Origin of the sequence: Thermoanaerobacter sp. CM-CNRG TB177, assembly GCF_018588165.1 — a bacterium.
GTDB lineage: Bacteria > Bacillota > Thermoanaerobacteria > Thermoanaerobacterales > Thermoanaerobacteraceae > Thermoanaerobacter > Thermoanaerobacter thermocopriae.
In genome coordinates this window covers 82,716-107,717 of record NZ_JAFCAC010000060.1, presented here as the reverse complement: position 1 = coordinate 107,717, position 25,002 = coordinate 82,716, and the positions used below count along the sequence as shown (strand labels likewise).

At 33.8% G+C, this 25,002-nt stretch carries 23 protein-coding genes, 1 tRNA gene and 1 other annotated feature; of the genes, 9 read left to right on the top strand and 15 right to left on the bottom strand.

From position 1 onward, the window contains the following. Positions 1-166 precede the first annotated feature (166 nt). The 7 genes from pgmB to I4N53_RS06980 form a co-directional block, all read right to left on the bottom strand. Positions 167-817 carry a beta-phosphoglucomutase gene (gene pgmB, locus I4N53_RS07010; protein WP_214495924.1) on the bottom strand — a complete coding sequence of 217 codons (651 nt, stop codon included), beginning with the start codon at positions 815-817 and terminating at the stop codon, positions 167-169. Between the two features lie 21 nt (positions 818-838). Beyond that, positions 839-1,648 carry a carbohydrate ABC transporter permease gene (locus I4N53_RS07005; protein ID WP_012269469.1) on the bottom strand — a complete coding sequence of 270 codons (810 nt, stop codon included), beginning with the start codon at positions 1,646-1,648 and terminating at the stop codon, positions 839-841. 13 nt (positions 1,649-1,661) lie between these two features. Further along, positions 1,662-2,561 carry a carbohydrate ABC transporter permease gene (locus tag I4N53_RS07000; protein ID WP_012269470.1) on the bottom strand — a complete coding sequence of 300 codons (900 nt, stop codon included), beginning with the start codon at positions 2,559-2,561 and terminating at the stop codon, positions 1,662-1,664. Positions 2,562-2,636: 75 nt separating this feature from the next. Next, complete coding sequence (locus I4N53_RS06995; protein ID WP_214495923.1) at positions 2,637-3,899, bottom strand: ABC transporter substrate-binding protein; 1,263 nt, start codon at positions 3,897-3,899, stop codon at positions 2,637-2,639. A 143-nt stretch (positions 3,900-4,042) separates the two neighbouring features. Beyond that, positions 4,043-6,370: a glycosyl hydrolase family 65 protein gene (locus I4N53_RS06990; RefSeq protein ID WP_214495922.1), complete on the bottom strand. Its 2,328-nt coding sequence runs from the start codon at positions 6,368-6,370 to the stop codon at positions 4,043-4,045. 62 nt (positions 6,371-6,432) lie between these two features. Then, a complete protein-coding gene (locus tag I4N53_RS06985; protein ID WP_214495921.1) occupies positions 6,433-7,443 on the bottom strand; it encodes a LacI family DNA-binding transcriptional regulator in 1,011 nt (336 codons plus the stop codon). A 60-nt stretch (positions 7,444-7,503) separates the two neighbouring features. After that, positions 7,504-8,193 (bottom strand): 4Fe-4S double cluster binding domain-containing protein, encoded by a 690-nt coding sequence (locus tag I4N53_RS06980; protein ID WP_214495920.1) that lies wholly within the window; start codon positions 8,191-8,193, stop codon positions 7,504-7,506. A gap of 137 nt (positions 8,194-8,330) precedes the next feature. Here I4N53_RS06980 and I4N53_RS06975 point away from each other — a divergent pair, with 137 nt between their 5' ends. Both I4N53_RS06975 and I4N53_RS06970 read left to right on the top strand, forming a co-directional pair. Continuing rightward, on the top strand, positions 8,331-8,630 hold the full coding sequence (locus tag I4N53_RS06975) for an alpha/beta-type small acid-soluble spore protein (protein WP_012994839.1): 300 nt from the start codon (positions 8,331-8,333) through the stop codon (positions 8,628-8,630). 104 nt (positions 8,631-8,734) lie between these two features. Then, entirely contained in the window at positions 8,735-9,250 is a 516-nt protein-coding gene (locus I4N53_RS06970; RefSeq protein ID WP_013150060.1) for a DUF4364 family protein, read from the top strand. Here the strand turns inward: I4N53_RS06970 and I4N53_RS06965 are convergent. Continuing rightward, positions 9,237-10,154, bottom strand: coding sequence for a YncE family protein (locus I4N53_RS06965; protein WP_214495919.1), 918 nt, complete (start codon positions 10,152-10,154; stop codon positions 9,237-9,239). The two genes, I4N53_RS06970 and I4N53_RS06965, sit on opposite strands and share 14 nt — an antisense overlap. 108 nt (positions 10,155-10,262) lie before the next feature. Continuing rightward, positions 10,263-10,337: transfer RNA gene (locus tag I4N53_RS06960), tRNA-Pro, on the bottom strand. 597 nt (positions 10,338-10,934) lie between these two features. Here I4N53_RS06960 and I4N53_RS06955 point away from each other — a divergent pair. Both I4N53_RS06955 and I4N53_RS06950 read left to right on the top strand, forming a co-directional pair. Then, positions 10,935-12,203, top strand: coding sequence for a SpoIID/LytB domain-containing protein (locus I4N53_RS06955; RefSeq protein ID WP_161629562.1), 1,269 nt, complete (start codon positions 10,935-10,937; stop codon positions 12,201-12,203). Positions 12,204-12,272: 69 nt separating this feature from the next. Further along, positions 12,273-13,331: a lipoprotein gene (locus tag I4N53_RS06950; RefSeq protein WP_012994836.1), complete on the top strand. Its 1,059-nt coding sequence runs from the start codon at positions 12,273-12,275 to the stop codon at positions 13,329-13,331. A 360-nt stretch (positions 13,332-13,691) separates the two neighbouring features. On the opposite strand, the gene I4N53_RS06945 is transcribed toward I4N53_RS06950, so the two are convergent. Next, a complete protein-coding gene (locus I4N53_RS06945) occupies positions 13,692-14,552 on the bottom strand; it encodes an ISNCY family transposase (RefSeq protein ID WP_154653775.1) in 861 nt (286 codons plus the stop codon). Between the two features lie 110 nt (positions 14,553-14,662). On the opposite strand from I4N53_RS06945, the gene I4N53_RS06940 reads away from it, so the two are divergent. Continuing rightward, complete coding sequence (locus tag I4N53_RS06940; protein ID WP_012994835.1) at positions 14,663-14,848, top strand: helix-turn-helix domain-containing protein; 186 nt, start codon at positions 14,663-14,665, stop codon at positions 14,846-14,848. A 754-nt stretch (positions 14,849-15,602) separates the two neighbouring features. Here I4N53_RS06940 and I4N53_RS06935 read toward each other — a convergent pair. The 4 genes from I4N53_RS06935 to I4N53_RS06920 are packed head-to-tail and all read right to left on the bottom strand — an operon-like array spanning position 15,603 to position 20,393. Then, the gene (locus tag I4N53_RS06935; protein WP_012994834.1) at positions 15,603-15,836 is read right to left on the bottom strand and encodes a hypothetical protein; all 234 of its coding nucleotides are present in this window, start codon (positions 15,834-15,836) and stop codon (positions 15,603-15,605) included. Between the two features lie 48 nt (positions 15,837-15,884). Then, positions 15,885-17,168: a folylpolyglutamate synthase/dihydrofolate synthase family protein gene (locus I4N53_RS06930; RefSeq protein WP_214495918.1), complete on the bottom strand. Its 1,284-nt coding sequence runs from the start codon at positions 17,166-17,168 to the stop codon at positions 15,885-15,887. 28 nt (positions 17,169-17,196) lie between these two features. Continuing rightward, entirely contained in the window at positions 17,197-17,733 is a 537-nt protein-coding gene (locus tag I4N53_RS06925; protein WP_214495917.1) for a GNAT family N-acetyltransferase, read from the bottom strand. Between the two features lie 20 nt (positions 17,734-17,753). Then, positions 17,754-20,393 (bottom strand): valine--tRNA ligase, encoded by a 2,640-nt coding sequence (locus tag I4N53_RS06920; RefSeq protein ID WP_028991542.1) that lies wholly within the window; start codon positions 20,391-20,393, stop codon positions 17,754-17,756. Between the two features lie 41 nt (positions 20,394-20,434). After that, positions 20,435-20,636: a binding site (T-box leader), on the bottom strand. 137 nt (positions 20,637-20,773) lie between these two features. On the opposite strand from I4N53_RS06920, the gene I4N53_RS06915 reads away from it, so the two are divergent. Next, the gene (locus tag I4N53_RS06915; RefSeq protein ID WP_012994830.1) at positions 20,774-21,196 is read left to right on the top strand and encodes a bifunctional nuclease family protein; all 423 of its coding nucleotides are present in this window, start codon (positions 20,774-20,776) and stop codon (positions 21,194-21,196) included. Positions 21,197-21,331: 135 nt separating this feature from the next. Then, complete coding sequence (locus I4N53_RS06910) at positions 21,332-21,880, top strand: biotin transporter BioY (RefSeq protein WP_012994829.1); 549 nt, start codon at positions 21,332-21,334, stop codon at positions 21,878-21,880. A 44-nt stretch (positions 21,881-21,924) separates the two neighbouring features. Here I4N53_RS06910 and I4N53_RS06905 read toward each other — a convergent pair whose 3' ends face one another. Next, positions 21,925-22,818, bottom strand: a complete 894-nt coding sequence (locus I4N53_RS06905) for a YckD family protein (protein WP_013570825.1) — start codon at positions 22,816-22,818, stop codon at positions 21,925-21,927. A 159-nt stretch (positions 22,819-22,977) separates the two neighbouring features. On the opposite strand from I4N53_RS06905, the gene I4N53_RS06900 reads away from it, so the two are divergent. Continuing rightward, on the top strand, positions 22,978-23,652 hold the full coding sequence (locus I4N53_RS06900; protein WP_009052658.1) for a response regulator transcription factor: 675 nt from the start codon (positions 22,978-22,980) through the stop codon (positions 23,650-23,652). Between the two features lie 2 nt (positions 23,653-23,654). Then, entirely contained in the window at positions 23,655-24,995 is a 1,341-nt protein-coding gene (locus I4N53_RS06895) for a cell wall metabolism sensor histidine kinase WalK (protein ID WP_214495916.1), read from the top strand. The last annotated feature ends 7 nt before the right edge of the window (positions 24,996-25,002 follow it).

Sequence of the window (25,002 nt, the reverse complement as noted above, 5' to 3'; positions counted from 1 at the left end):
CCCTAATCGAAATCTCAAATGAGAATGAAATAAATATCTAAAGAATCTGTGATGTCACTGGAGCAAGCTGTGCAAAACGTCAGCTTATTATATTGCACCTCCGAAATTTTATACATACACTATATAAAAAAAACAAAAAAATTATTCCCCAAAATGGGGGAATTTTTTACCCTAACAATTCTAATATTTTATACGCTTCACTTAAATCCTTTAAAATTAAGTCGGCTTCTTTCACCGTTTCAGGATTGCCTACTCCTACTGCATACATCCCTGCTCTTTTTATTGCAGTGATGCCCGCAGCAGAATCTTCTATTCCAATACACCTCTCCGGAGGAATTCCTAAATGCTTTGCTGCATTTAAAAATATTTCCGGATCAGGCTTTCCATGCTTTATTTCGTTTGCATCTACTATATAGTCAAATTTATCTTTTATTTTTAAATTTTCTAAAACAGTAAAAGCATTTTTGCTAACAGAAGCAATTGCTGCTTTAATGCCTCTTTTTTTAAGCTCTTCAATGAATCTTTCCACTCCAGGCAATAAATCTTGAGGCGTAATTCTCTTTATCATCTCTTTATAATACTCATTCTTCTTATTTGCATAATATTCTTTTTCTTCTTGAGAATATTTTTTATCGCTTTTCTCTAAAATTATTTCTAAAGATTCTAAACGACTTACACCTTTTAGCCTCTCATTGATAACTTCATCAAAATATATTCCCAACTCATCAGCAAGCTTTTTCCATGCTAAATAGTGGTATCTTGCAGTATCTGTAATAACACCATCCAAATCAAAAATTACTCCACGATATCTTGCCATTTTATTCCTCCTCCGTTACGCTTATTTTAATCCCGTTGTAGATATTCCTTTTACAAAATATCTCTGGAATATTAAGAATATCAATATAGTAGGTAACGTCAAAAGTATAGCTCCTGCCATTACCTGGTTCCAAAATTGATAGTATTGGCCGTAAAAGGAATTAAGTCCTACCGGCAGTGTATACATATCATCACTAGACGTCAAGAGACTAGGCCACAAGAAACTATTCCAATTGCCAGTAAACATAAAAATGAATTGAGTTGCAAGAGCAGGTTTAGACAAAGGCAAAACTATTTTAAAGAAAATCCCAAATCGTGACAAGCCGTCAATTGTAGCTGCTTCTTCTAACTCTTTGGGAAGAGATAAGAAAAATTGCCTCATTAAAAATATTCCAAAATTGCTGGTCAAAAATGGAATTGTAAGACCCATGTAAGTGTTTACCCAGCCCAATTTGCTGAGGAGGATATAAGTTGGTACCATCACTACCTGTCCTGGTACCATCATGAGAGCAAGCACAACCATAAACAATAAATTTCTTCCAGGAAAATTTATTCTTGCAAGTGCATACCCTGCCATAGAATTAAACAGTATATTGCCAAGCGTTACTATAACTGCAACTATAGCACTATTTATAAACCATCTCAAAAAGGGAAATTTTGTGATTATCATTTTATAGTTATCTAAAGTCAAATGTTTTATATTTACAGCAAAAGTATTTAATTCACTTGTGGGTTTTAGAGATGTTATTATAGACCATATAAAAGGGCCAAGTGTAATTACTGCATATCCTACTACAACGGTATAAAATAAAAACCGCAACACCTTTTTCATCTATTGCCACCTCCTAATAGGTTTCTTCTTTGAAAAGCTTTCGCTGTATAAGAGTCAATATCAAGATTATTACAAATAATACAAAAGCCATAGCTGAAGCGTAACCCATGTTAAAATCTCTAAATCCTGTCCTATATATATCCAGCACGACTGTCATTGTAGCATCAAGAGGCCCACCAGTCCCTTGGGATACTACATAGGCTTGGTCAAAAACCTGAAAAGTACCAATTAATGACATTACTAGATTAAAAAACACTATTGGCCTCAACATTGGAAGGGTAATTTTGAAAAATCTTTGAAATTTATTAGCTCCATCTACTTCCGCAGCTTCGTACAATTCTGATGGTATATCCTGTAGCCCGGCAAGAAAAATTACCATGTAATTACCTACAGAAGACCATATCGCCATCATCATAATAGAAGGAAGTGCAAACCTTACATCATTAAACCAAGTAGGACCTTGTATGCCAAATTTAGCCAACAAAGCATTAACTAAACCATCTGCTTTAAATAGATACAAAAATATTACAGAAACTGCAACTGTGGAGGTAACAGTTGGTATATAATAGGCTACTCTAAAAAATGTTTTACCTTTAATATCCGAATTTACAATTAATGCCAGTATTAAAGCAATAACAAGCTGTGTTGGTACTACTCCTAAAGAGTAAAGTGTTGTATTTAAAAGAGCTCTTTTAAACGTTGGGTCACTGAATAATTTTATATAATTTGCAAATCCAATCCATCGGCTTGCTTCAGGATTTAAAAAAGAAAATTCTTTAAAACTTATAATAAAAGCATAAATTAATGGTCCTATCAAAAAAATAGATATTGAAGCAATAAAAGGTAACACAAAAGCATACCCTGACAAAGCTTCGTATAAATACCTCTTTTTCATAGTCATTTTAGCTTCCATAAGTACATCCTTCCCTTCAACCTTAAAAAATCATAATTGCAGCACCTTATTTTAGTAAGGTGCTGCTTGTTTAAATTATTGTCCAACTTCCTTTTGTGCATTGTCAAGAGCTTGTTGAGCACTACTAATTTGCTTCATTATTAATGCTTCACAAGCTTTATTAGCCGCATCTACCACCTTTGTGCCATACAAACCGAATTGCCATGGTACCGCATAAGAAGCACCATCTACAAAGGCAGCTCTTTCAGGATATTTCTCCTTAAATCCTTCTTGCATAGACTTTCTCGATGGAAGTGCAAGGCCTGAATCTACTACAAATTGCTGTCCTTCTTTACCGGTTAAAAACTCAATAAGTTTAAAGGCTTCATCTTTATGTTTGCTGTTTTTATTCATCACATATGCAACAGTAAAAGCCATTGTAGATTTTTGCTTTCCTGCTGGGAGCTCTGCTATACCATAGTTTAAATCAGGAGCTTTTTCTTTGATGAATGGTATCATCCAGCCACCTTCTATTGCCATTGCAGCTTTTTTAGCAGCAAAAGCATCTCCATTCCAGCCTTCTCCCATGTTTTGTGGCGTGTCAGCAACTTTGTCTTTTGTGATGAGACTCACATAAAAATCAAGTGCCTGTGTATTCTCTGGCAGATTTAAAGTAACTTTTCCATCTTTATACACTGAACCGCCATTTTGATTGATAAAAGCATCAAATCTTGCAAGGTCTGCTGATAAAACCAAACCTTTGACACCGTCTTTTGTCAACTTTTTAGCTACATTTCTTAATTCCTCCCATGTTTTTGGAGGCTCATTTATTCCAGCCGCTTTAAACATGTCTTTGTTATAAAACAAGGCTAGAGTATTGAAATCCTTTGGCAAACCATAAGTCTTTCCTTCCCACTGAAAAGCGGAAAGCAAAGCAGGTTCGAAATCATTTACATCCACATTGTATTTCTTAATATAATCATCTAATGGCTCTAAAACCCCGGATGACATAAGCTGTGGTGCCGGCATGCTGTCAAGATAGAATATATCTGGTGCTGTATTTGACGCCAGTTCTGTTTGTAATTTTTGCATGTAATCTCCCACAATTGTCTCAATTTGCACATCTATATTCGGATATTTTTCTTTAAACTTAGCTATTTGGTCATCCACTATTTTCTTTTCTGCTGGAGATGATGACCACATGCCTAATTTTATAGTAACTGGTTTTGCTGTCTCTTGTTTTTGCGTATTTGTCTCATTGGCACTGGAAGTATTATTTTTACTAGAGGAACAGCCAGCCAAAACAGTTGACAACAAGAAAATCGTCAAAACAAAGATACTTAAAAATTTTTTACTCATTACCACTTTCCCCTTTCACAATTTTATATTAAAATATTTTGCTGAGGACATTAAACTTAACTCTAAATTCACTTATCCCCCCTTAAAACTTAATCAATTTATTTTAAGGTATAGCAGGTTACCACCTGCCTGTACCTTTTTGACTATTGTAACGTAATCTCTTTCCCTTTTACCTTTACTTTTATATTTCCTTTTCCTTCTAATTTTTTTACTGACACATCCTCTTTTGTAACAATTACCTCAATTAAATTACCTTTCCAGAATACTTTATAGGAAAGTTTGTCCCATTTTTCTGGCAGCCACGGATTTATATTTAATATCCCTTCTTTGTCAATTTCCATTCCGCCAAATCCAAAAACAGCTACTTGCCATGTACCACCAGCTGATGCAGCATGCAAACCTTCTTTAGTGTTCCCCTGATTGTCCACAAGGTCCACGTTGGCACTTCTCATAAAAGACTGGTATGCGTTTTTGTGGTCCCCTACTTTTAACCCCATAATGGCATACATACTTGGACCTAAAGAAGATTTGTGCATAGTTCGCTTTTCATAATATTCGTAATTGATTCTTTTGGTCTCTTCGTCAAATTCCTCACCTAACAAAAGCATCAACATAACAACGTCAGCCTGTTTAATAAGCTGTGTATCACCCAATCTCGTTATATCAACACCTTCAGGCCATATAGGCATATTGTTTTCATCAAATTTATCAATAACATAATCTTTTTTATCAAAATAGCCTTCAAATTGTTCTATCAGTTTTTTGTTTTCGTCATAAGGTATATATATTTTTTCTTCAACTTCTTTCCACTTTTCCATTTCCTCATTTGTCAAACATATCTTGTTTGATAGTGTGTGATAATGCTCTGGGTATTTTTCTTTTAACATATTGATTAGTTCAAGTCCCTTTTTAATATTCCATTTTGCAAGGTAATTAGTATAAGCATTATTATCAACATGTTCATGAAACTCATCAGGACCTATGACATTGTTTATTTCATACCTATCTAATTCTTTTACATATTCACATCTAGATACCCAAAACCTTGCAGTCTCAAAAATGATTTCTGCACCGTAATTCAACAAAAACTCAATATCTTCTGTCGCTCTAAAATACTCCCACACTGCAAAAGCTATATCAGCAGTTATATGATGCTCTAAATCACCCGTCCATATTCTTACAGGGTTTCCCATGTAATCAAATCCCCATTTAGGTGTCTCTTCCTCTCCTGTATCTGCAGATTCCCAAGGATATTGTGCTCCCTTATACCCGTTTAAAGCTGCATTTTTTCTCGCCGCATTAAGCATATTGTACCTGTACATTAGAAGTGTTTTCGCTGCTTTTGGATACACATATATGAAAAACGGAAGCATAAATATTTCTGTATCCCAAAAGATATGGCCTTTGTACCCCTCACCGTGTAAAGCCTTTGCAGCAATACTTACCAGGGGGTCATTTTCATTGACAGAACTCATGAGATGAAAAATATTAAACCGCAAAGCTTTATCTGCTTCCTCATCCCCTTCAATATTTATATCTGCAACAGACCAAAGTTTCCCATATACCTCAATATGTCTATGCAGCTCTTTGTCAATACCTTCTTGAGCAAAAGCAAAAAGTTCTTTTTCCACCGTACTCTTTAATAAGCCTTTTTTTACGTCTCTTGAAGTATAGGTTATAACAAATTTGTCAATCACCACTGTATTGTTTTTTCTACCCTCAAACTCAAAGTATTCAACACTGGTTTCACCCAAAGGCAAAAATCTTCTAAATTTGGCTACATTATTTTTCTCTCCATCTTCATAATGATATACCCTTATAGTACTGCCTGTGGCAATGCGAATATCATTGTCAATAGTTGCTGTTTCAAGATAACACCCACTTTTATTGAAACTGCTGTTGTCAACTACCTTCAAATGTTTTACTCTATACTTTGGATTATCTGCTGAATTTAAAACAGTTCCATCAATGAGACTCTCTACCCCTATCAGCCCACTGTAATTTACAGGTGTCACAAATAGCTTAATTGCAGAACGATGACGGTCACTGCGGCTTAAAAATCTGTATCCCTCAATTCGAGTAATTCTATCTTTGCTGTCTTTTATCAACGCGTTCCTAAATAGAATACTTTTTTTCATATCAAGAATTCTTTTGAATTCCAGCAACTGGCATTTATCCAAACTTAATTCTTCACCTTCAATATACAACTTGATTCCCAGCCAGTTTTGAGCGTTTACTATTTCTCTCACTTGTGCATCAGCCTTATCAAAAATCCCTGCTATAAAATTCCCAGGCTTTTCTCCTTCACTTCCCTCTTCAAAAGTACCTCTTACGCCCATGTAGCCATTCGTAAGTGTAAAAATAGTTTCATATTTGGGATTTACATTTGAACTGTACTCATCTTGAAAAATAAGCCATCTGTCTTCACTTATTAAATTGTTTACATCTTTTAAAAACATATGCTTTACCACTTATAGACCTCCATCCTTACTAAAAATTTTATCCGAAACGTTTTGGATAACTTTTAAAAAAATTATATTTTTCTAGCCGAATCTCTGATTACAAGTTTATGAGGAATTAATATATGTTGAGGTTTTTCACCTTTTATAATAGACAAAAGATGTTTTGCCGCTGTATAACCCATCTTAAAAGTATCCTGTCGTATAGTAGTGAGCCCTGGAGTGATAAGGGATGCAAGTTCAATATCATCAAAACCTACAATAGAGATGTCATCAGGAACTTTCATGCCTAAGTCTTTTGCTGCCTTGAAAGAACCTATTGCCATCAAATCAGAAGCATGGAAGATAGCGGTTATTTCTGGATTTTCAAATATAAGCGTTTTAAAAGAGTTATATCCACCTTCTTGAGTAAAATCATCAAAAACTACATATTCCTCTTTATAAGGTATATTATTTTTTTCAAGAGCTTTTTTATAACCTTCTAACCTTTCAAAACTTACAGCCGCATCATTATGCCCATTTATAAATCCAATATTTCTATGTCCCAACTTTATAAGATAACTTGTAGCCTCAAAAGCTGCCTGAACGTTATCCGAACTTACATATCCCACTTTATCAGTAAGTATCGGTATATCAATCAGAACAGTGGGAATTTGTGTTTTCTTTATCTCTTCAATGTAAGGATCGCTTAATTTTAAGCCTTCTACAATAGCACCTTCCACTTTTCTGTCATTGCAAAGCTTCTCATAGGAAGTTATGTCTTGGCTTTCTGGGTCTACAGTAAAAAGTATAAGGTCATATTTATCTTTTCTTAATCCTGCTTTTATTCCTGCAAGCACTTCGAGAAAGAAAGGATGATACGCCCCCGGCTTTATTAACTCAGAAACAACCAATCCAACCGTATGAGTCTTATTCGTAACAAGTCCTCTTGCAATAGAGTTTGGAGTATAATTAACTTTTTCCGCTATTTTTTTAATTCTTTCGCGGGTTTCCTCACTTACATCCGGATATCCGTTTAAAGCTCTTGAAACCGTCGTAACAGATACACCCGCATATTTTGCTATATCTCTTATTGTAACTGCCATTTAATATCCACCTTTTCCAAAACGTTTTGGTTGTTCAGTTTCATTTTATCAAAAACCTTTTCACCTGTCAACAGATTTTTTCTTTCCATAAGGACACACTTCCATACAAATACCGCATACATATCCTCTTCCAATGTGTTTAAAATTTTTATTCATATATTCACTGCAAGCTCTTGCATCAACTATTTCTTCTCTCGGCATTCCCTCTTTCCATAGAGTACCATAAAGTGCTATAGCAGGACAAGCTTCTACACATAATTTGCAGCTGCCACATTTACTTTCAGCAATGGGGGTTCCTGTTTCAAAAAGCATATTTGTTAGAACTGTTCCTAATCTCACTCTTGGTCCATACTTTTCGGTCACAAGAAGGCCATTTTTTCCTATCCAACCAAGCCCTGCTCTTGTAGCGGCAGTTTTATGTGGAAAAAGTCCCCTGTATTCCCCCAAATCAGCAATCGATTGAGAAGCAGGAACAGCTAATGCTTTATAGCCCCATTCTTCAAGAATAAGAACTGTTCTTAAGGTTATCTGGTCAATTAGGGTATTTACAGAACGGTAATGGTGATAATAAGTGTGAGTAGGCTTATTCTCAATTTCATCCACTATTCTATCCGCTAATTTTATTACAACTGTAATGCCATAAGGAATATCTGAAAGATTATCGGGAAGGATACCTGTAAGATTTGAAAAACCTACTAAAGAGGCTCCCCATTCCTTTATTTTTTGCTCTAAAATTTTTTGTTTCTCCATCTATATCAACCCTTTTAGTAAAATTTATACACATAAATATTTTAGCACAACAAAATTATATTTTTTAAAATTTTTCAAAGTATATTTTTTATCCACCTACACAAATTAAGTATGAGAAAGAGTAAGGAGGGATTTAAATGGCAAGAGGTAGTTGGAATGATCGGCCAAAAATGGTACCAGAAGCTCACAAAGCCCTTGATAATATGAAATACGAAATCGCATCAGAACTTGGTCTTCCAGTTAAGCAAGGTTCTGAAGATTATTGGGGATATATATCTAGCCGAGATTGCGGTAAAGTAGGAGGACAAATGTTAAGGCGAATGGTTCATTTTGCTGAATCTGCCCTGTCAAGAGGCATCAGTATATATGGTTCTACTCCTGCACAAGGCGGCCCTCAAGGTGCTGCAGGAAGTGAATCAGAATACATGCAAAAATAGTGATAAAAAAGAGAGTATTTTCCCATACTCTCTTTTTTTATTACATATTTTGTGATAGAATTAATTTAAACATACCACATATAGTATTATTGCGAGGTGGTAACTTGGCTTACGAAATACAAGAATTAGCTGAAAATAAATTAATTATATTATACATCTTAAACAGAATAAATATGCCTATTACAGACGAGCAAATAAGCAAAATTATTTTAGATAACAAACTTATGAACTATTTCTATTTAAGACAGTACCTTGACGAATTAATAGAAACTGGCTTTATAAAGTTAGAAGAAGAAAAATATTTTATCACAGAAGAAGGTATAAACATTTTAAAACTATTTTTCACAAGAATTCCCTTTGAAACACGTCAAAAAATAGATGAGTACATCCTTTTAAACAAAGAAAGAATAAAACAAGAATCCCAATATATAGCTACTTATTATAAAAAAGACGAAAATCAATATATAGCCAATTGCAAAGTAGTAGAAAATGATATAGTTTTGATTGAACTGAACATAAACGTAGTAAACAGCGAACAAGCAAAACTCATTTGCGATAATTGGAAGCAAAAATCTCAAGAAGTGTACGCCTATATAATCAAAGCCCTCACGGGTCAATAACAAGCCCTTGGGGCTCTTTTCTCGTTTTAATAAAATTTACTATTCTCATTTCCTCAATGTCAATTATATTCACCTTGTTTTCTTCCACAGAAGAAACATACGCGAACTTATCTAAAACAGTCAAATAAGCAGGTGCATTTCCACAAACAACTTCTTTTTTGTGTTTTGTAAATAAATCTATTTTGCACAGGGTATTAGAATAAGAATTAAGTACATATAAAAAGTTTTCCTTTTTCCGCACCATAGTAGGAACCTTTCCTACTCCTATTTCATCAATTACTTTAAAATTTTGCAAGTCTATAATAGAAATTTTCCCATTTATTCCTGTTTCAAAATAACTTTCTACCACATATAAATAGTCCCAATCCTCAGAAAAAGTCATTCCTATAGGTCTTGCTCCTGCTCCAATAAACTCTACAATTTTATAACTATAAGGGTCAATTAATAAAATTTCATCCGAGTTCATATTGCTAACAAAAATCAAATTATACTTTTCATTATAAACTATGTCTTGTGGAAAGCTCCCTACTTTAACTTGCCCTATTACTTTTTTCTCTTCAATATCAAAAATACTTATCGCATCTGAATCTCCATTAACCACTAATATACAATCTTTATATATAACACCATTATTAGGATAATTCCCTACATACAAGGAAATTTCTAGAGTAAAATTTTCTAAGTTTATTATGCTAATTGAATTATCATAAGCATTTAAAGAATATAGTTTTTGCCTGTGTTTATCTAAAATCAATCGATGCGGACCACACAAATACTTAGAATAGATATTTAATGGTAGATGTTTATTGTTATATGAGTTGATTTTTGCAAAATCTCTGTGATTTGTCTCCAAATTAACTCGCTCAATAATATCTTCCCCCATATCGGCGATGTAAATGTGCAAAACGCATCCCCCCACATATTAGCATAATTCCATAATATGCAGGAGGACTTAAACAGGACCACACGTTTTTAGCTTTTGGGTAAAGTTTAAAACCTGCATAAATAAAAATGGTCGGGGCAACAGGATTTGAACCTGCGACCTCACGGTCCCGAACCGCGCGCGCTACCGCTGCGCCATGCCCCGACACATTATTCATTTTATCATACTCCTTTCCTTTTTTCAATAAACAAAATGTTGATGATAGTGTCAAGATACTGTAGGATTTTTTAAGACAACCCCTGTAATCATAAGAACATATTATTCTAAAATCATAGTCATATAGTTTTAAGCATATTCATTTTTGGGTTTTACGCTTTTGGGTAAATGCCATTTTGAATATACCTTCTCCCCCGGATTGAACTAGGAGAAAGTTGTTTTATGGCACCAACCATCTCCGAAGTGCTCAGGTTACACCCCTGCATTTCCCTATCCCCTCCGGAGAAAAAGATACACTTATATATCCAATTATTCTGTAATATTTATATCGCTTTGAGCTCTAAATACTAGCTCACCACTTATAGTTTTTTGACTTTCTTTAGCTCCTAATATCATTGACATTTCTACAGTAAATTAAGCTCCTAGATTTTTAACGGTGAGGTCAGTTATAAAAATTTTTACCTACCTAATCTTGACATGGTAAAAAATTTGACATAAAATTAAGTAGAAGGGAAAAACAGAAAATGGAGGTAAGGAAAAAGATTATGTAATATCCCCCAAAAATATTAGGGAGGGAGATCTTTTATGAAACATCAAATAAGATTAACAGCAGTACTGCTTATAACAACGTTTTTAATAGGAATAGTGATTACAGGATTTACTTCAATAGCGAAAGCAAGCACAAAAGAATCGGTTAGTTTGAGTAATACAACAAATTTTGATGACCCCATTGCAGTAATTAAAGGGATGATTCAAGCAATTAATGATCAGGATCCTTATGAGTATATGAACTATTTTACCAATTCTAATCGCACAGCCATGACACAATTTCTTTCAAATAATAAATCAGAATCATTCTTTAAAGAGAAGGAAGCTAAGTTGATTCAAATTAAAGAGCTTCCAAAAGAAGTAGGTGTAGTAGCTGCAGGCATATCACCTGGAGAAAACTTAAATTTAGATGATACACGTATCTTTTATGCCGAAATTAACTTTAAAGTGGATAAAGAAGATAAATGGCTATATAATGGTACAAACCATCGTGTTATTGTTGTTACAAAAGAAGATGGAAGCTGGAAAATAGTAAGGCTATCAGTCCCATCCATAGAATACTTAAAAGATACCGGCAATGGATTTAATTCAGATGCTGAAAATATTGCTGTTAAAATCGAAAGTACTCTTGATAAAAAAGGACAAATAATGAATATGAAAGGTGCGGTTATTGATAATATTGCTGCAAGTGAAAAACAGCTAAAAGATGAGAAATTAAATGCTAGAGCTATTGAACCTGAAATAAGTATAGATAGTACAGCAGCTGATGAACATACGAGGCCTTCCAAGATCAGGGTTTACATGACAAACTCAGTAAATATAAATCATTATGGTTCCGGAACTTACCCTGTTGATTTTGGAGAGTATGTATATAATGTACTGCCAAATGAATGGGGCGACTGGTACAATACGGCGAAAACAGCAGTTCAAGCTGGAGCTATAGCTGTAAAAATGTATGGTTGGTACCATGTGTATCATCCAAAATGGAATTTTAGCCCTTACTATGCTGACGTACAAGATAATACAAATGACCAAGTATATAAATACAATTCAGCGACAACTAATTTTAATAAAGCAGTTAATGATGTTGGAGGGATTGGTGTCGATATACTCAGTGGATCGTCTTATGTTCTATTTGAAGTGCATCACGTAGCAGGATATGAAGGACCAGGCGGGCAATATAGTGGTACGATGTGGCAATATGGAACGTTATATTGGGCAAAACAAGGTAAAGGCTATACTTACATGTGTCATTATTATTGGGACAGATCGTCAACTCAGCCAATACATTTCTTTTACTATTAGAAATTATTTAATTGAGTAGGAATAATTAATGTTTTCCTACTCAATTTTAAAGTTTAGGAGGTATTGTAAATGCGAATAAAAAAATTAACGATATTGGTTTTATTTTTATTTTTTTTATATGGATGTCAGTATCATATTTTTGATAAAAATCAAGTCAAAGTAATCAAATATTCCGTTCCGAATTTAGGATATTTCTGTCCGATTTTTTTTCAAGGGAAAGAGGTTTTAGCACAGCAGGGGCAAGATACACCAAGGGATTTAACAAATATGACTTTGTATTCTAGTAAAGATTTTAAGAAATACAATAAAATAGCTTTATTTGAAGGTCATTTTGGACAATTTTATGTTTCACCGTATAATTCAAAAGAAATATTTTTTATGTCTACTGAAGGGAAAGAAGGAACAGAGCAAATTGTTTTCAAAAGCAACGATGGCGGAAAAAGTTGGGGGCAAGTTTATTATAATTCAGATGATAGTATGATGCTAGCTGATATGACATTTAGTCCTTCCAATAGAAACGAAATATTTTTAGTTAAAAATGATAAAGAACATGGCATTGAAATAATAGAAAGCCATGATTCGGGGATTCATTGGAGCAAGGCAAATTCTACAAAAGAGATTATTATGTCTACTCATCTTGTGATTGATCCTAATAATTCTAAGCATTTTTTAGTTTCTGCTTCAAATGGTCTTTGGGAGAGCATTGATGGAGGTGTTTCGTGGAAACAAATAACTACCTCAGAGTCTTTGACAGCTATTTTTGCTCCTTCTAAAAATGATAATGTGTACTTCACAACTAGAGAATCCATTAATGAAGGATGTATATATGAATTAAATAATGGGAAAATAAAAAAAATTAGCATTCCAAACATGGGGGAGTTAATTTACAACGTTGGAATTGCTTATCAAAACAGTACAGGAAAAGTATATGTTATAGTAATACGGCAAAATGAAAGCAATTCTCTGTATGATACTACTTTATATTACATTGAAAATGATTCTTTTATCAAAGTAACTAATATTAAGAGTAAATATAGTATTCTTCCAAATTTGATTTTTGACGCTACAAACCAGAATGTTATATACTTTTACAGCTATAAAAATATATACAAAGTAGTATTATCTTGATCTGGATGAAGAAGGCTGAATCTATTTCAGTCTTTTTTACTGTTATTTCTCCGACTTCTTATGACTAAAGCAAGGCCTAATAAGATTATCATTATTGAGATTATCGTGTTTGGATTAAGCCATGCGATGGAGAATTGGTTGTATAAGATGGATACATAGCTTAATATTACAGCGGTGGTTATAACCACACCAAGCCCATCAGTACAAAATCTCTGCTTACGATGTAAAGCTGAAAAAGACCTATTGCAATAGATAGAATGTATAAAGACCATGTGTATTCAGAGTAAACCCAGTTTGTAAAGATGTCAAAGTAAAAAAATGATGCCCATTGATGTCAGTATACCATCAGGAACCAATATTTCAGGATTTTTCCTTTGATTTAAGTAGTTTACTTCCATCATTTATTTTAGAACTACTTAAGACAGTAAGCTTAGCTTTGGGCATAGCTGGAGCCTTTTTACCATTCTTGATAAGTTGATAATACTTACCCTTGTAAGAAAAAACAGACCCTTCAATGATAGTACGTTCCTCCTTTGCACATAAGATATAATCAAGGTTAATATTAGAATCAAGTGGCCTAAAATCAGGTTCAGGATTTTCAGGTTCGACACCAAACTTTTCATTGTAAGCAACAATAAATTGCGATAAAAATGCACTAGCAGCTTCCATAGTATCAATCTCATGAATCTTAAACTCAATAGGAAGCCTGCTTTGAAGCGTATCCCATAGCTTTTCAATGCGGCCTTTAGCTTGTGGAGAATTAGCCTTAATAACGTTGATTCCAAGCTCTCCCATAGCTCTTTCAAACTGCGTAAGATTAACTGTCTTTCCCTCTAATTGCTCTTCTATAGATAATTTACCGCTATTAGGAAAGACAAAGATAGTGGGACGGTCAGAGTATATACTGATAGGGATACCATGGTTGTTAACGATTCGTCTTATGACCTCAAATATCCCTCCATACATTCGTTTGGAGCAAAAAAGTACAAGAATTTCACCGGTAGCGTCATCTATAGCTCCATGTAGAGTAAATGCTTTATTACCTATGAGCCATTCATGTGGAGAAGCATCAATCTGAACCAGCATTCCCTTTTGAGGTTTTCTCTTTCTTCGATGATGAAATTTACGCTTACGATGTTTTTTAGGGCTTTTAATACCCTCATTAGTCAAGATCCTATATATTGTAGAATAACTCACATTAATATTTTCATGTTCTTCCAGTAGCTCAGATGTTTATGTTACACTAAAAGTATCCCAGTATTTCAACTGAAAAATCCCCCCTTTAAGATAAAATTTCTCTCATGAAATAAGATCATGAGGGAGCGGTAGAGTTGATTTCATTGAAAGACAAAAAAGAAATAATATTATCACATATTAGAGATAGTAAATCTCAAAGACAGATATCTAGAGAAACTGATATCGATAGAAAAGTTATCAGAAAATATATAAAAAAATATGAAGAAAAGAGAATGGACTTGATAAATGAAGGGAAAATAGATGGAAATACAAATATTTAAGAGATCATTGATGACATAATTGAGAAACCTAAATACAATGTTAAAAATAGGCATAAGATAAAGTTAACTGATGAAGTGATAAATCGCATAAAATTTTATCTTAGAGAAAATGAGCAAAAAAGGTATTTAGGACAGTACAAACAACAAAAAAAGAAAATGGATTACTACAGTTATAAGAAAAGTCATCTTCATATATATCTATATCAATATAAGAGACAAAGGGGACGGTTCCTTCCGTCTGAGTTTTTATTCTACTTTAACGGAAAGGAAGGGAGAATTGCTGTGGAACTATTACCTATAGGTGTTATACACAGTCCTTATAAAAAGAAAGGGGAAGCGCCTCATCAAGGAAGGGCTAGGAATGAGGAGGCAACATTATGTATAAACTATCGATTTAAGCTCCTAGATTTTTAACGGTGAGGTCAGTTATAAAAATTTTTACCTACCAAATCTTTACACGGACTTTCTACTACTTCCTTAGTGAAATTTAGAGCATTTTGTAGTATAATATCCTCAAAGATATGTTTTTTCATAAGAGACACCCCTTTCTGTAATGTTTCGTTTCCAAGTTCTATTTTATCACGGGGGTTGTCTCTTGTTTTTTTCACTCAAAAAAAAATCCTACGATAATTTTACACTATGAATAAAGTTATAGCCCTACCCAAACTCAAAACTATTTAATTATTTTTTCAAAAACCATTATTAGTAGCAAACTTACCTGAACAATAAATCAGGCGGTCGAAAGACCGCTTTATCATACGTCTATTATTTTTTCCATCAATTCATTCATGTTATATTTGATTTTTTGTTCTTTAGCAATCCTTAAGAGTCTCAAATATTCTTGTCTTGCAAAATCGTACTTTAGCCTTGCTAACTTTATCTTGAGGTAGTTGTCATTTTCCAGCATTTCTAAATTTCTTTCTGCTTCTTTCATCGCCTTTAGTGCCTTATCTATCTCCTGTAACAATGCAGTCCCCGTTATTTCCATAACAACCACCTTCTCATTACGGCCTTTACACCTTACATTATATTAAAACTATATCTTAATTATTACCTTTTTAAGCATAGACCTCACATAACCAATCATGTACAATGAACCACAAAAAAGTACCATATCCTCTTCCTTAGCTATATCCAAGGCATATTTTACCGCGTTTTCAATATTTTCAATTGAAATTACGTTTTCTTTATCTATCTTTTGTGCAAGTTCACTTGCTTTATAAGCTCTTTCACTTATTGGGGTAGTTGTTATTATAATATCTGCCTCTGGCACAATGATATTCAGCATTTTCTGTGTATCTTTGTCTTTAAGCATTCCAATTACTAAAATCAATTTATCATATTTAAATAATTTTAGAGACTCTTTCAAAACAGTCATTCCTTGAGGATTGTGAGCACCGTCTATCACTACGTAGGGTTTTTTTCTCATTACTTCCAATCTTCCAGGCCATTTTGCCCTATAAAGCCCTTCCTTTATATCTTTTTCTGTGATTTCGTATCCATACATTCTTAATTTTTCTACGCTCTCAATCGCTAAAGCAGCATTGTAAATCTGATGTTCCCCCAATAAAGTAATTTTTAAGTCCTTGTATTTTTTGTAGTCAAAAATCTGAAAATCAGGGTTTTGTTCTTTTATAATTACGTTACTTTTTTCAAGTACAGTCAAATAAGCATTTCTTACTTCACAGGCTTCTATGATGACCTTCATCGCTTCTGGTTGTTGATAAAAACTCACCACAACTCCCTTTTGCTTGATGATTCCAGCCTTTTCATAAGCAATTTCTCCTAAAGTATGCCCTAATCTGTCTGTATGGTCATAATCAATTGTCGTTATAACAGAAACCAAAGAAGAATCTATGGCATTTGTCGCGTCAAATCTGCCTCCAAGTCCTACTTCTAATACTACAAAATCCACCTTTTCATCGTAAAAATATTTAAAAGCAATTGCAGTTACCACTTCAAATTCCGTCGGATGATTGTATCCTTCTTCTACCATTTTAGATATTATAGGTTTTATATACTCAACATAGTAAATCAACTTTTCCTTGGAAATATTTTCTCCGTTTATTCTCATTCTTTCTTCAAATTCTTCGAGATAGGGGGAAGTATATAAAGCTACTTTGTATCCACCCTGCTGCAAAATGTTGCTTATAAAAGCTGATGTAGAGCCTTTTCCATTTGTACCAGCAACATGAATAATTTTAAGACTTTTTTGAGGATTCCCCATATAACTTAATAATCTTCTTATATTTTCTAATCCCAACTTTATGCCAAATTTGTATGTACCATGTATGTAGCTAATCGCTTCTTCATAGTTCATTTAAGCCCATCTCCCATATAAACGGATTTTACAAAAACAACCCCATCAAAACTTCGTCTACATACTCATCTCCAATTTTAAACTGTCGTCTTCTTCTTCCCTCTTCTTCAAAGCCAAATTTTTTGTAAAGATGTATTGCTACTTCATTGGTACTAAAAACACTAAGGCAAAGTTTTTCATAACCTTTGCTTTTTGCCCAATTAATAGCTTCTGTAAACAATTTTGTTCCGATTCCTATATTCCTAAATCGAGCGTCTATACTTATACCTATTTCTCCTACATGTTGTACTTTAGGAGACCTTCCTCCATAATAACGAAAGAGAGTAAGGCAGCCTACGATTTCTCCACCGTAGTCTGCCACTAGGATCAAATCTTTGTTGCGGTCTAAATTTTTAATAAGCTGTTTTTCTTCCTCCTCAGACCAATTAAATGTCTCTGACACCATATACAATTTTTCTCTTCCAACACTGTTTAAAAGCTTTATTATCCCCCTCGCATCTTTTATCTTAGCCTCTCTTATAACCAGTTGAGGCTCTTTTTGTGGCCTTTTAAACAAAGATAACATACAAATCCTCCTAATAGAGGCTAACTCTTTAATAACTTAAGTCTTTCCTCTATGTTTTTAAGCATTGTAGTATATTTTTCCAATTTTTCTCTTTCTGCATTAACTACTTTTTCTGGCGCTTTTTTGACGAAATTTTCATTGTTTAAAAGCCCTTGTGCCCTTTCTATTTCGCTTATCACCTTTTGTCTTTCTTCATTAAGCCTCTTTATCTCTTCTTCTAAATCTATTAAATCTTCAAGTGGAAGTACCACCAATCCTCCTTCTATTGCTCCGCTTAAAGCTTTATGAGGAATTTTACTTTTATCTGTTTCAATTACAACTTCGCTAGCACCTGCAAGTTTCATTATATAATTTGTACCTACTTCAAACACCTTTACATAATTTTCATTTTCAACAGCCACAATAACTTTTGCTTTTTTAGAAGGAGAAACATTTGCTTCTGCTCTTAAATTTCTAATGGTCCTAATAGCTTCCATTATAATCTCAGCATTTTTTGCTTCTTCAGTGAAATCCAGTTCTTCTTTGTATTTCGGCCATTCAGCAACCATTATGCTCTCGCCCTCATGAGGTAAATTCTGCCATATTTCTTCGGTTATAAAAGGCATAAAGGGGTGCAAAAGCCTCAAAGTATTATCAAGTACATATCTTAAAACAGACTTTGTAACCTTTTTAGCTTCAAGGTTATCACTGTATAACACAGGTTTACTTAGTTCTATATACCAATCGCAAAATTCGCTCCACACAAAGTCATAAAGTTTTGTCGCAGCTATTCCTAACTCAAATTTTTCTAAATTCTCTGTCACTTCTTTTACTATATTGTTATACCTTGTCAAAATCCACTTATCAGCAATAGTTAACCCATCCGTATAAAGGTTAGTATCATTATCAGTTAAATTAAGTAGCACATATCTTGAAGCGTTCCACAATTTATTTGCAAAGTTTCTGCTGAGTTCAACTTTGTCCTGACTAAACCTCATATCGTTTCCTGGAGCATTTCCTATAACTAATGTAAACCTTAAAGTATCTGCTCCATACTCTTCAATAACCTCTAATGGGTCTATCCCATTGCCAAGAGATTTGCTCATTTTTCTACCTTGAGCATCCCTGACTAAACCATGTATCAAAACATGCTTAAACGGTACTTCTTTCATAAATTCCAAACTCATAAAAATCATTCTTGCAACCCAGAAGAAAATTATGTCATATCCCGTAACAAGCACATCAGTAGGATAGAAGTATTTGAGGTCTTGGGTTTCCTCCGGCCAACCCATAGTAGAGAAAGGCCAAAGTGCAGAACTAAACCAAGTATCTAATACATCTTCGTCTTGATGTATGTTGGTACTTCCACAAGCTTCACATTTTTGCGGGTCTTTACGCGATACAGTTATATGGCCACAGTCATCGCAGTACCAGGCAGGAATTCTGTGTCCCCACCATAATTGCCTGGAAATACACCAATCCTTTATGTTTTCTAACCAATTAGTGTATATTTTTTCGAATCTTTCAGGGACAAACTTAATTTTTCCTTCTTTTACAACTTCTAAAGCAGGTTTAGCCAAAGGCTCCATCTTTACAAACCACTGCTTGGAAAGTAGAGGTTCAACTACCGTATCGCATCTGTAACAATGTCCCACATTGTGAACGTGGTCTTCAACTTTTAGAAGTAGTCCAAGATTTTTGAGGTCTTCAACTATTCTTTCTCGCGCCTCATACCTATCAAGCCCTTTATATTTTCCCCCGTTTTCATTAATCGTCGCATTCTCATTCATTATATTGATAAATTCAAGATTGTGTCTTATCCCCATCTCAAAGTCATTTGGATCGTGAGCAGGTGTAACTTTAACAGCACCTGTTCCAAATGAAGGGTCAACGTAGCTGTCAGCAATTACAGGTATCTCCCTTCCTACAAGTGGCAGTATCAAAGTTTTACCTACCACATCCTTATATCTTTCATCATCAGGATTTACAGCAACTGCTACATCCCCCAGCATCGTCTCAGGCCTTGTAGTAGCTATAACTACATATCCATCTTCACCTTTTATGGGATATTTGATGTACCATAAATGTCCTTTATGTTCTTTATGTTCAACTTCCGCATCAGATAAAGCAGTGTTACAATCAGGACACCAATTTATTATCCTGTCTCCTCTATATATAAGCCCTTTTTCATAGAGAGAAACAAAAACTTCTCTTACCGCCCTCGAACACACCTCATCCATAGTAAAGCGCGTCCTTGTCCAATCACAAGAAGAACCCAACTTTTTTAATTGGCTTAAAATACGGTTTTCGTATTTATCCTTCCAGGCCCATGCCCTTTTCAAAAACTCTTCTCTTCCTATTTCTTTCTTTGTGAGCCCCGTTTCTTCTCTTATTGTGTCTAAAACTTTTACCTCCGTCGCAATGCTGGCGTGGTCTGAGCCAGGTATCCACAAAGCTGAATAACCCTGCATTCTTTTCCATCTTATCAATATGTCCTGCAAAGTATTATCAAGTGCATGTCCCATATGCAATTGCCCTGTTATGTTTGGAGGTGGTATAACAATGGTAAATGGCTGTTTTTCAGAGTCTATTTTAGGAGTAAAATATCCTTTTTCCATCCAAAAAGCATAAATTCTATCTTCAAATTCCTTTGGATTGTACGTTTTAGCTATCTCTTTCATGCCTCACACTCCCTCCGTAAAATTTTAAAACCCTTTCACCCACAAAGGGCGAAAGGGCATTTCGCGGTACCACCTTCATTTATCACTCAAGCTATAACGGGCAGACCCGTTTAAACCTACTAAACTTCGGTTTACAGGCTCCAGAGCTACCTTCAGTGTACCTTTGGCAGGAATCCTTTCAGCCCATGGGATTTCCCTCTCTTTAGCCAGTATACACTTACTCCTCTCTTTCATAGCCCCATATTCTGTTTGATATATAATATATATAAAATCTCACCAATTGTCAACAGTTAAGTTGTTTTAAAGCAAACAATCAGATTAAATTTGCATAAGTATGATATAATGATAATAAGAAGATGTTTTAAATCGAGGTGTAAAAAATGTTAAAATTTCATGTTAAGGCAATTACGATGGACGTAGAAGGAAATTTCTCCGTCCTATTGACAGATGAAGAGGAAAAGAAAGTTTTGCCTATAGTTATAGGTCCACTGGAAGCTCAAAACATAGCTATCCCTCTTCAAGGAATTACACCCCCTCGCCCTTTAACCCCCGACCTTTTAAAATCTGTTATTGAAGAACTTGGAGGAAAACCTGAAAAAGTTGTAATTACTGATTTAAAAGATGACACTTATTATGCGGAGCTTTATATAAAACAAGGGGATAGAGTTATAAAAATAGACTCAAGACCCAGTGATGCGATAGCTTTGGCAATGCGAACCGATATACCAATTTTCATAAATATTCGTTTAGCGGAATTCACTTATGATATGGCAGATTTAAAATTTGATGATGGAGATAGTTAAAATTCTACTGGCCCTCTTAAAAATTTAAGAGGGCTACTTTTTTAAAAAATTGTTAACCATTATGTAAAAATAGTTGACAATTCTTTTAAAAAAAAATATAATAATTGTTGTAATAATACAATGAGGAGGAAAAATATGATAAAAACTAAAGACATGATTTTAGCTTCTCTTTTTGCTGCTATTACTTTTATAATGGGTTTTGTAAAAATCCCCTTACCTTTTTCTCCAGTACCTATCACAGGACAGACTTTTGCAGTAATGTTAGCCGGAGGACTTTTAAATCCTACATCAGCATTTTTAAGCCTTTTTATTTTTGACCTTTTAGGTGCAATTGGAATACCTGTGTTTGCTGGACTTACAGGAGGCTTAAATGTTTTAGTAGGCCCTACAGGAGGATATATTTTAAGTTGGCCCTTTGCAGCTTTTTTAATTTCTTTGACTCTAAAAAATAAAAAAGCAAATTTTATTAATATTTTTCTAAGTTACCTCTTATTTGCAATAATTTTTGTTTATATTTTAGGAGTAACTCAGCTCTCTTTTGTTACCGGAATACCATTTAAAAAAGCCATTTTAGTCGGGGCACTTCCTTTTATACCTGGCGACTTAATCAAGGCATTTATCGCTTCGTATCTCACTTTAAAGTTAAAGCCTATTGTAGAGTCCTATGAAAAAAGGCAAGGTTGATTCCTTGCCTTTTTTAACCATCTCTTTTTATTCAAAAAATTCAATTAGAGAGAGTTACTATACCCTTGAGGAGCAGTATTGGTTTGTCCATTTCCATTTTGCCATTTACCTTTAAAATTTCCTCTTTTTCCTTCAAAATGTTTGAAAAATCCTTGAGGCAATCCGTTTTGTTGCATATTTTTTACCATTGTATCAATTCTATTTTTAATCGTATTTCCTTGGTCCTGAGTAATAACTCCAAAGCTTACAAATTTATCAACTAATTGTTTTTGCAATTGTGCCATTTGTTTGTAATAATTGATTAACTCATTCTTTTGCTGGTCTGTCAATTTAGATGGATCAACACCTCTCAAAATAAACCCCAATCCATCGTTGCCACCGAACATAGCATAGCCTTTTTTATCAGCATTAGCTATTGTGTTATCTATCGCACTTGTGATTTTGTTTGCTTGGTCTTGAGTCAATAATCCTTCAGAAACCAATTTGTTTACTATATCCTTCTGAAGTGACGCCATTTGTTTGTATATTTCTGTCAAGGCTGCTTTTTGTTGTTCTGTAAGCTTTGAAGTATCAATTGGGCCTATTCCAAAATATCCTTTGTCAAATCCTCTTCCGCCACCAATGAAGAAGGGAACATTGTCTTGATTTGCTTTAGAAACTTTGCTATCAATGTTTTTAATTATATTATCTGCTTGTTGTTGAGTTATAAGCCCTTCTGATAAGAGTTTGTTTATAAACTCTTTTTCAAGGTCGGCTATTCTTTTGTTGTAATCTGTAATTATTTGCTCTTGCTCTGGTGTAAGCTTTGATGTGTCAATTCCAAAAAAGCCTTTTATGCTGTTTGTCAGTGGTGAATCAGTATTTGCTGCAAAAACTGTCAAAGGAATTGCTAAAGCCAATACAACTGCTAAAACTATTAACCATTTGTTTCTCTTCATATATGGATACCTCCTTTTAAATTTTTCCTTTTTCATTCTTTATGATACCCAAATAGTTTGAAGTAATTTTATATAATTTGTGAGGAAAGTGTGAAGTTTAATTTTAAATATTGTAAACTGATTAAAAAATAATTAAACTAAAGATGGGAGGTGTTTTTTATGCAAAAAGTTTTAGTAATTGAAGACGAAGAAGGAATGAGAGATATTTTAAAAACTTATTTAGAAAATAATGGATATGAAGTATTGGTAGCTGAAAATGGCAAAATAGGGCTTGAATATTTTAATAATAATAAAGATATAAGCATAATCCTTTTAGATATAATGCTTCCAGATATAAGTGGTTGGAGCCTTTTAAAAACAATTAGAGAAAAGTCAAAAGTGCCTGTAATGATGATAACAGCAAGAGGAGAAGAGTATGATAAACTTTTAGGGTTTGAATTAGGAGCAGATGATTACGTTGTAAAACCTTTTAGCCCTAAAGAAGTAATCGCTCGCGTTAAAGCAATTTTGTCAAGAACTTATGGAGCTTCAGAAGAAGAGGGGAAAACAGAATATGAAGGAATTTCTATAAATGTAAGTTCTAGGGAAGTTACGGTTGATGGAGAAAAAATTGACCTTACGCCAAAAGAATTTGACCTTTTAAAACTCTTAATAGATAATAAAGGAAAAGTTGTATCCCGCGAAAAGTGCCTTAATGAAGTATGGGGATATGATTTTTATGGAGATTTAAGAACAGTTGATACCCATATAAAACAGTTAAGAGAAAAATTAGGAGAAAAGCGCAAACTCATAAAAACAGTGTGGGGAATAGGTTACAAATTGGATGGTGAATAAATTTGAAAGGAATAAGAAAAAAGCTTTTTATCTCTTACCTTATCATAGGCCTTATAATTTTATCTATGTTTTGGCTTACTCAAGTAGTTTTTATTAATAAGATATACTCTTATTACAAAATAAATCAACTTAAAAATTACAGTGAAAAAATTGTAGAAGCAATAAATAACAACGATGAAATGCTTATAAGTGAACTTATTGACAAATCTAATGCCCAAGTCGTCGCAATGACACAAAACAACATAATAATTGCAGGAAATAACAGAGGATACGGTCGAGGTTTGGGAATCCCTGAAGTACTTCTTCACCCTATAAACACTGTAAAAGTTGTAAAATATGAGCATCCTTTTTTGCATATAGAATATCTTTCTATTGTAAGGCCTTTTTTATATAACGGAAAACCCGCTACTTTAATAATGAGCATCCCTATCGCCGCTATAAACGACTCTGTCAATCTTTTTAAACAAGTTTTTTGGCGGATTTTTGTCGTCACAATAGCAGCAATTTTATTTGTGTCAATTTACATGTCAAAAAAGTTTACTCGACCTATACAAATTTTGAAAAATGCTGCTCACCAAATCGCTTCTGGAAATTTAGATGTCAAAATAAATTACAAAGAAGACGATGAATTAGGAGACCTTGCAAAATCTATGAACACAATGGTAAAACAGTTATCTATCACAGACAAGTTCAGAAAAGATTTGATTGCAAATATAAGCCATGATTTAAAAACACCTCTTGGCCTTATAAGAGGATATTCTGAAATGCTTTTGGACTACTATGGAAATGACAAAGAAAAGCGAGAAAAATACTTGAATACAGTGATTAAAGAAACAGAAAGAATGTCTAAACTGGTAGACGACGTGTTACAGCTTTCTAAACTCCAGTCAGGAATGGTAGAAATAAAAGAGGAACCTATAGATTTAGAAAAACTTATATTTGAAACTTTAGACATATTTGAAATTCAAATTTTAGAAAAAAATATAGAAGTAAAGCTTAATAATCTTAAACTTAAGGTAATAGCAGATAGGGAAATGATAAAGCGAGCCATTATAAATATAATAAGCAACGCTATAGCAAGTATGACAAAAGAAGGAACTCTTTCAATAAAGGCAATATCTCAAGATAAAAATGTTTTACTTAAAATATCAGATACAGGATGCGGCATACCTCAAAAAGATTTAGAGCACATCTTTGACAGATATTACAAAGGAAACAAATCAGGCACAGGCCTTGGACTTGCAATAGTAAAAGAAATATTGACATTACACGGCAGTAAATATGGTATAGAAAGTCAAGAAGGAGTAGGAACCACTTTTTATTTTACATTAAAAGCGGGTTAAATCCCCG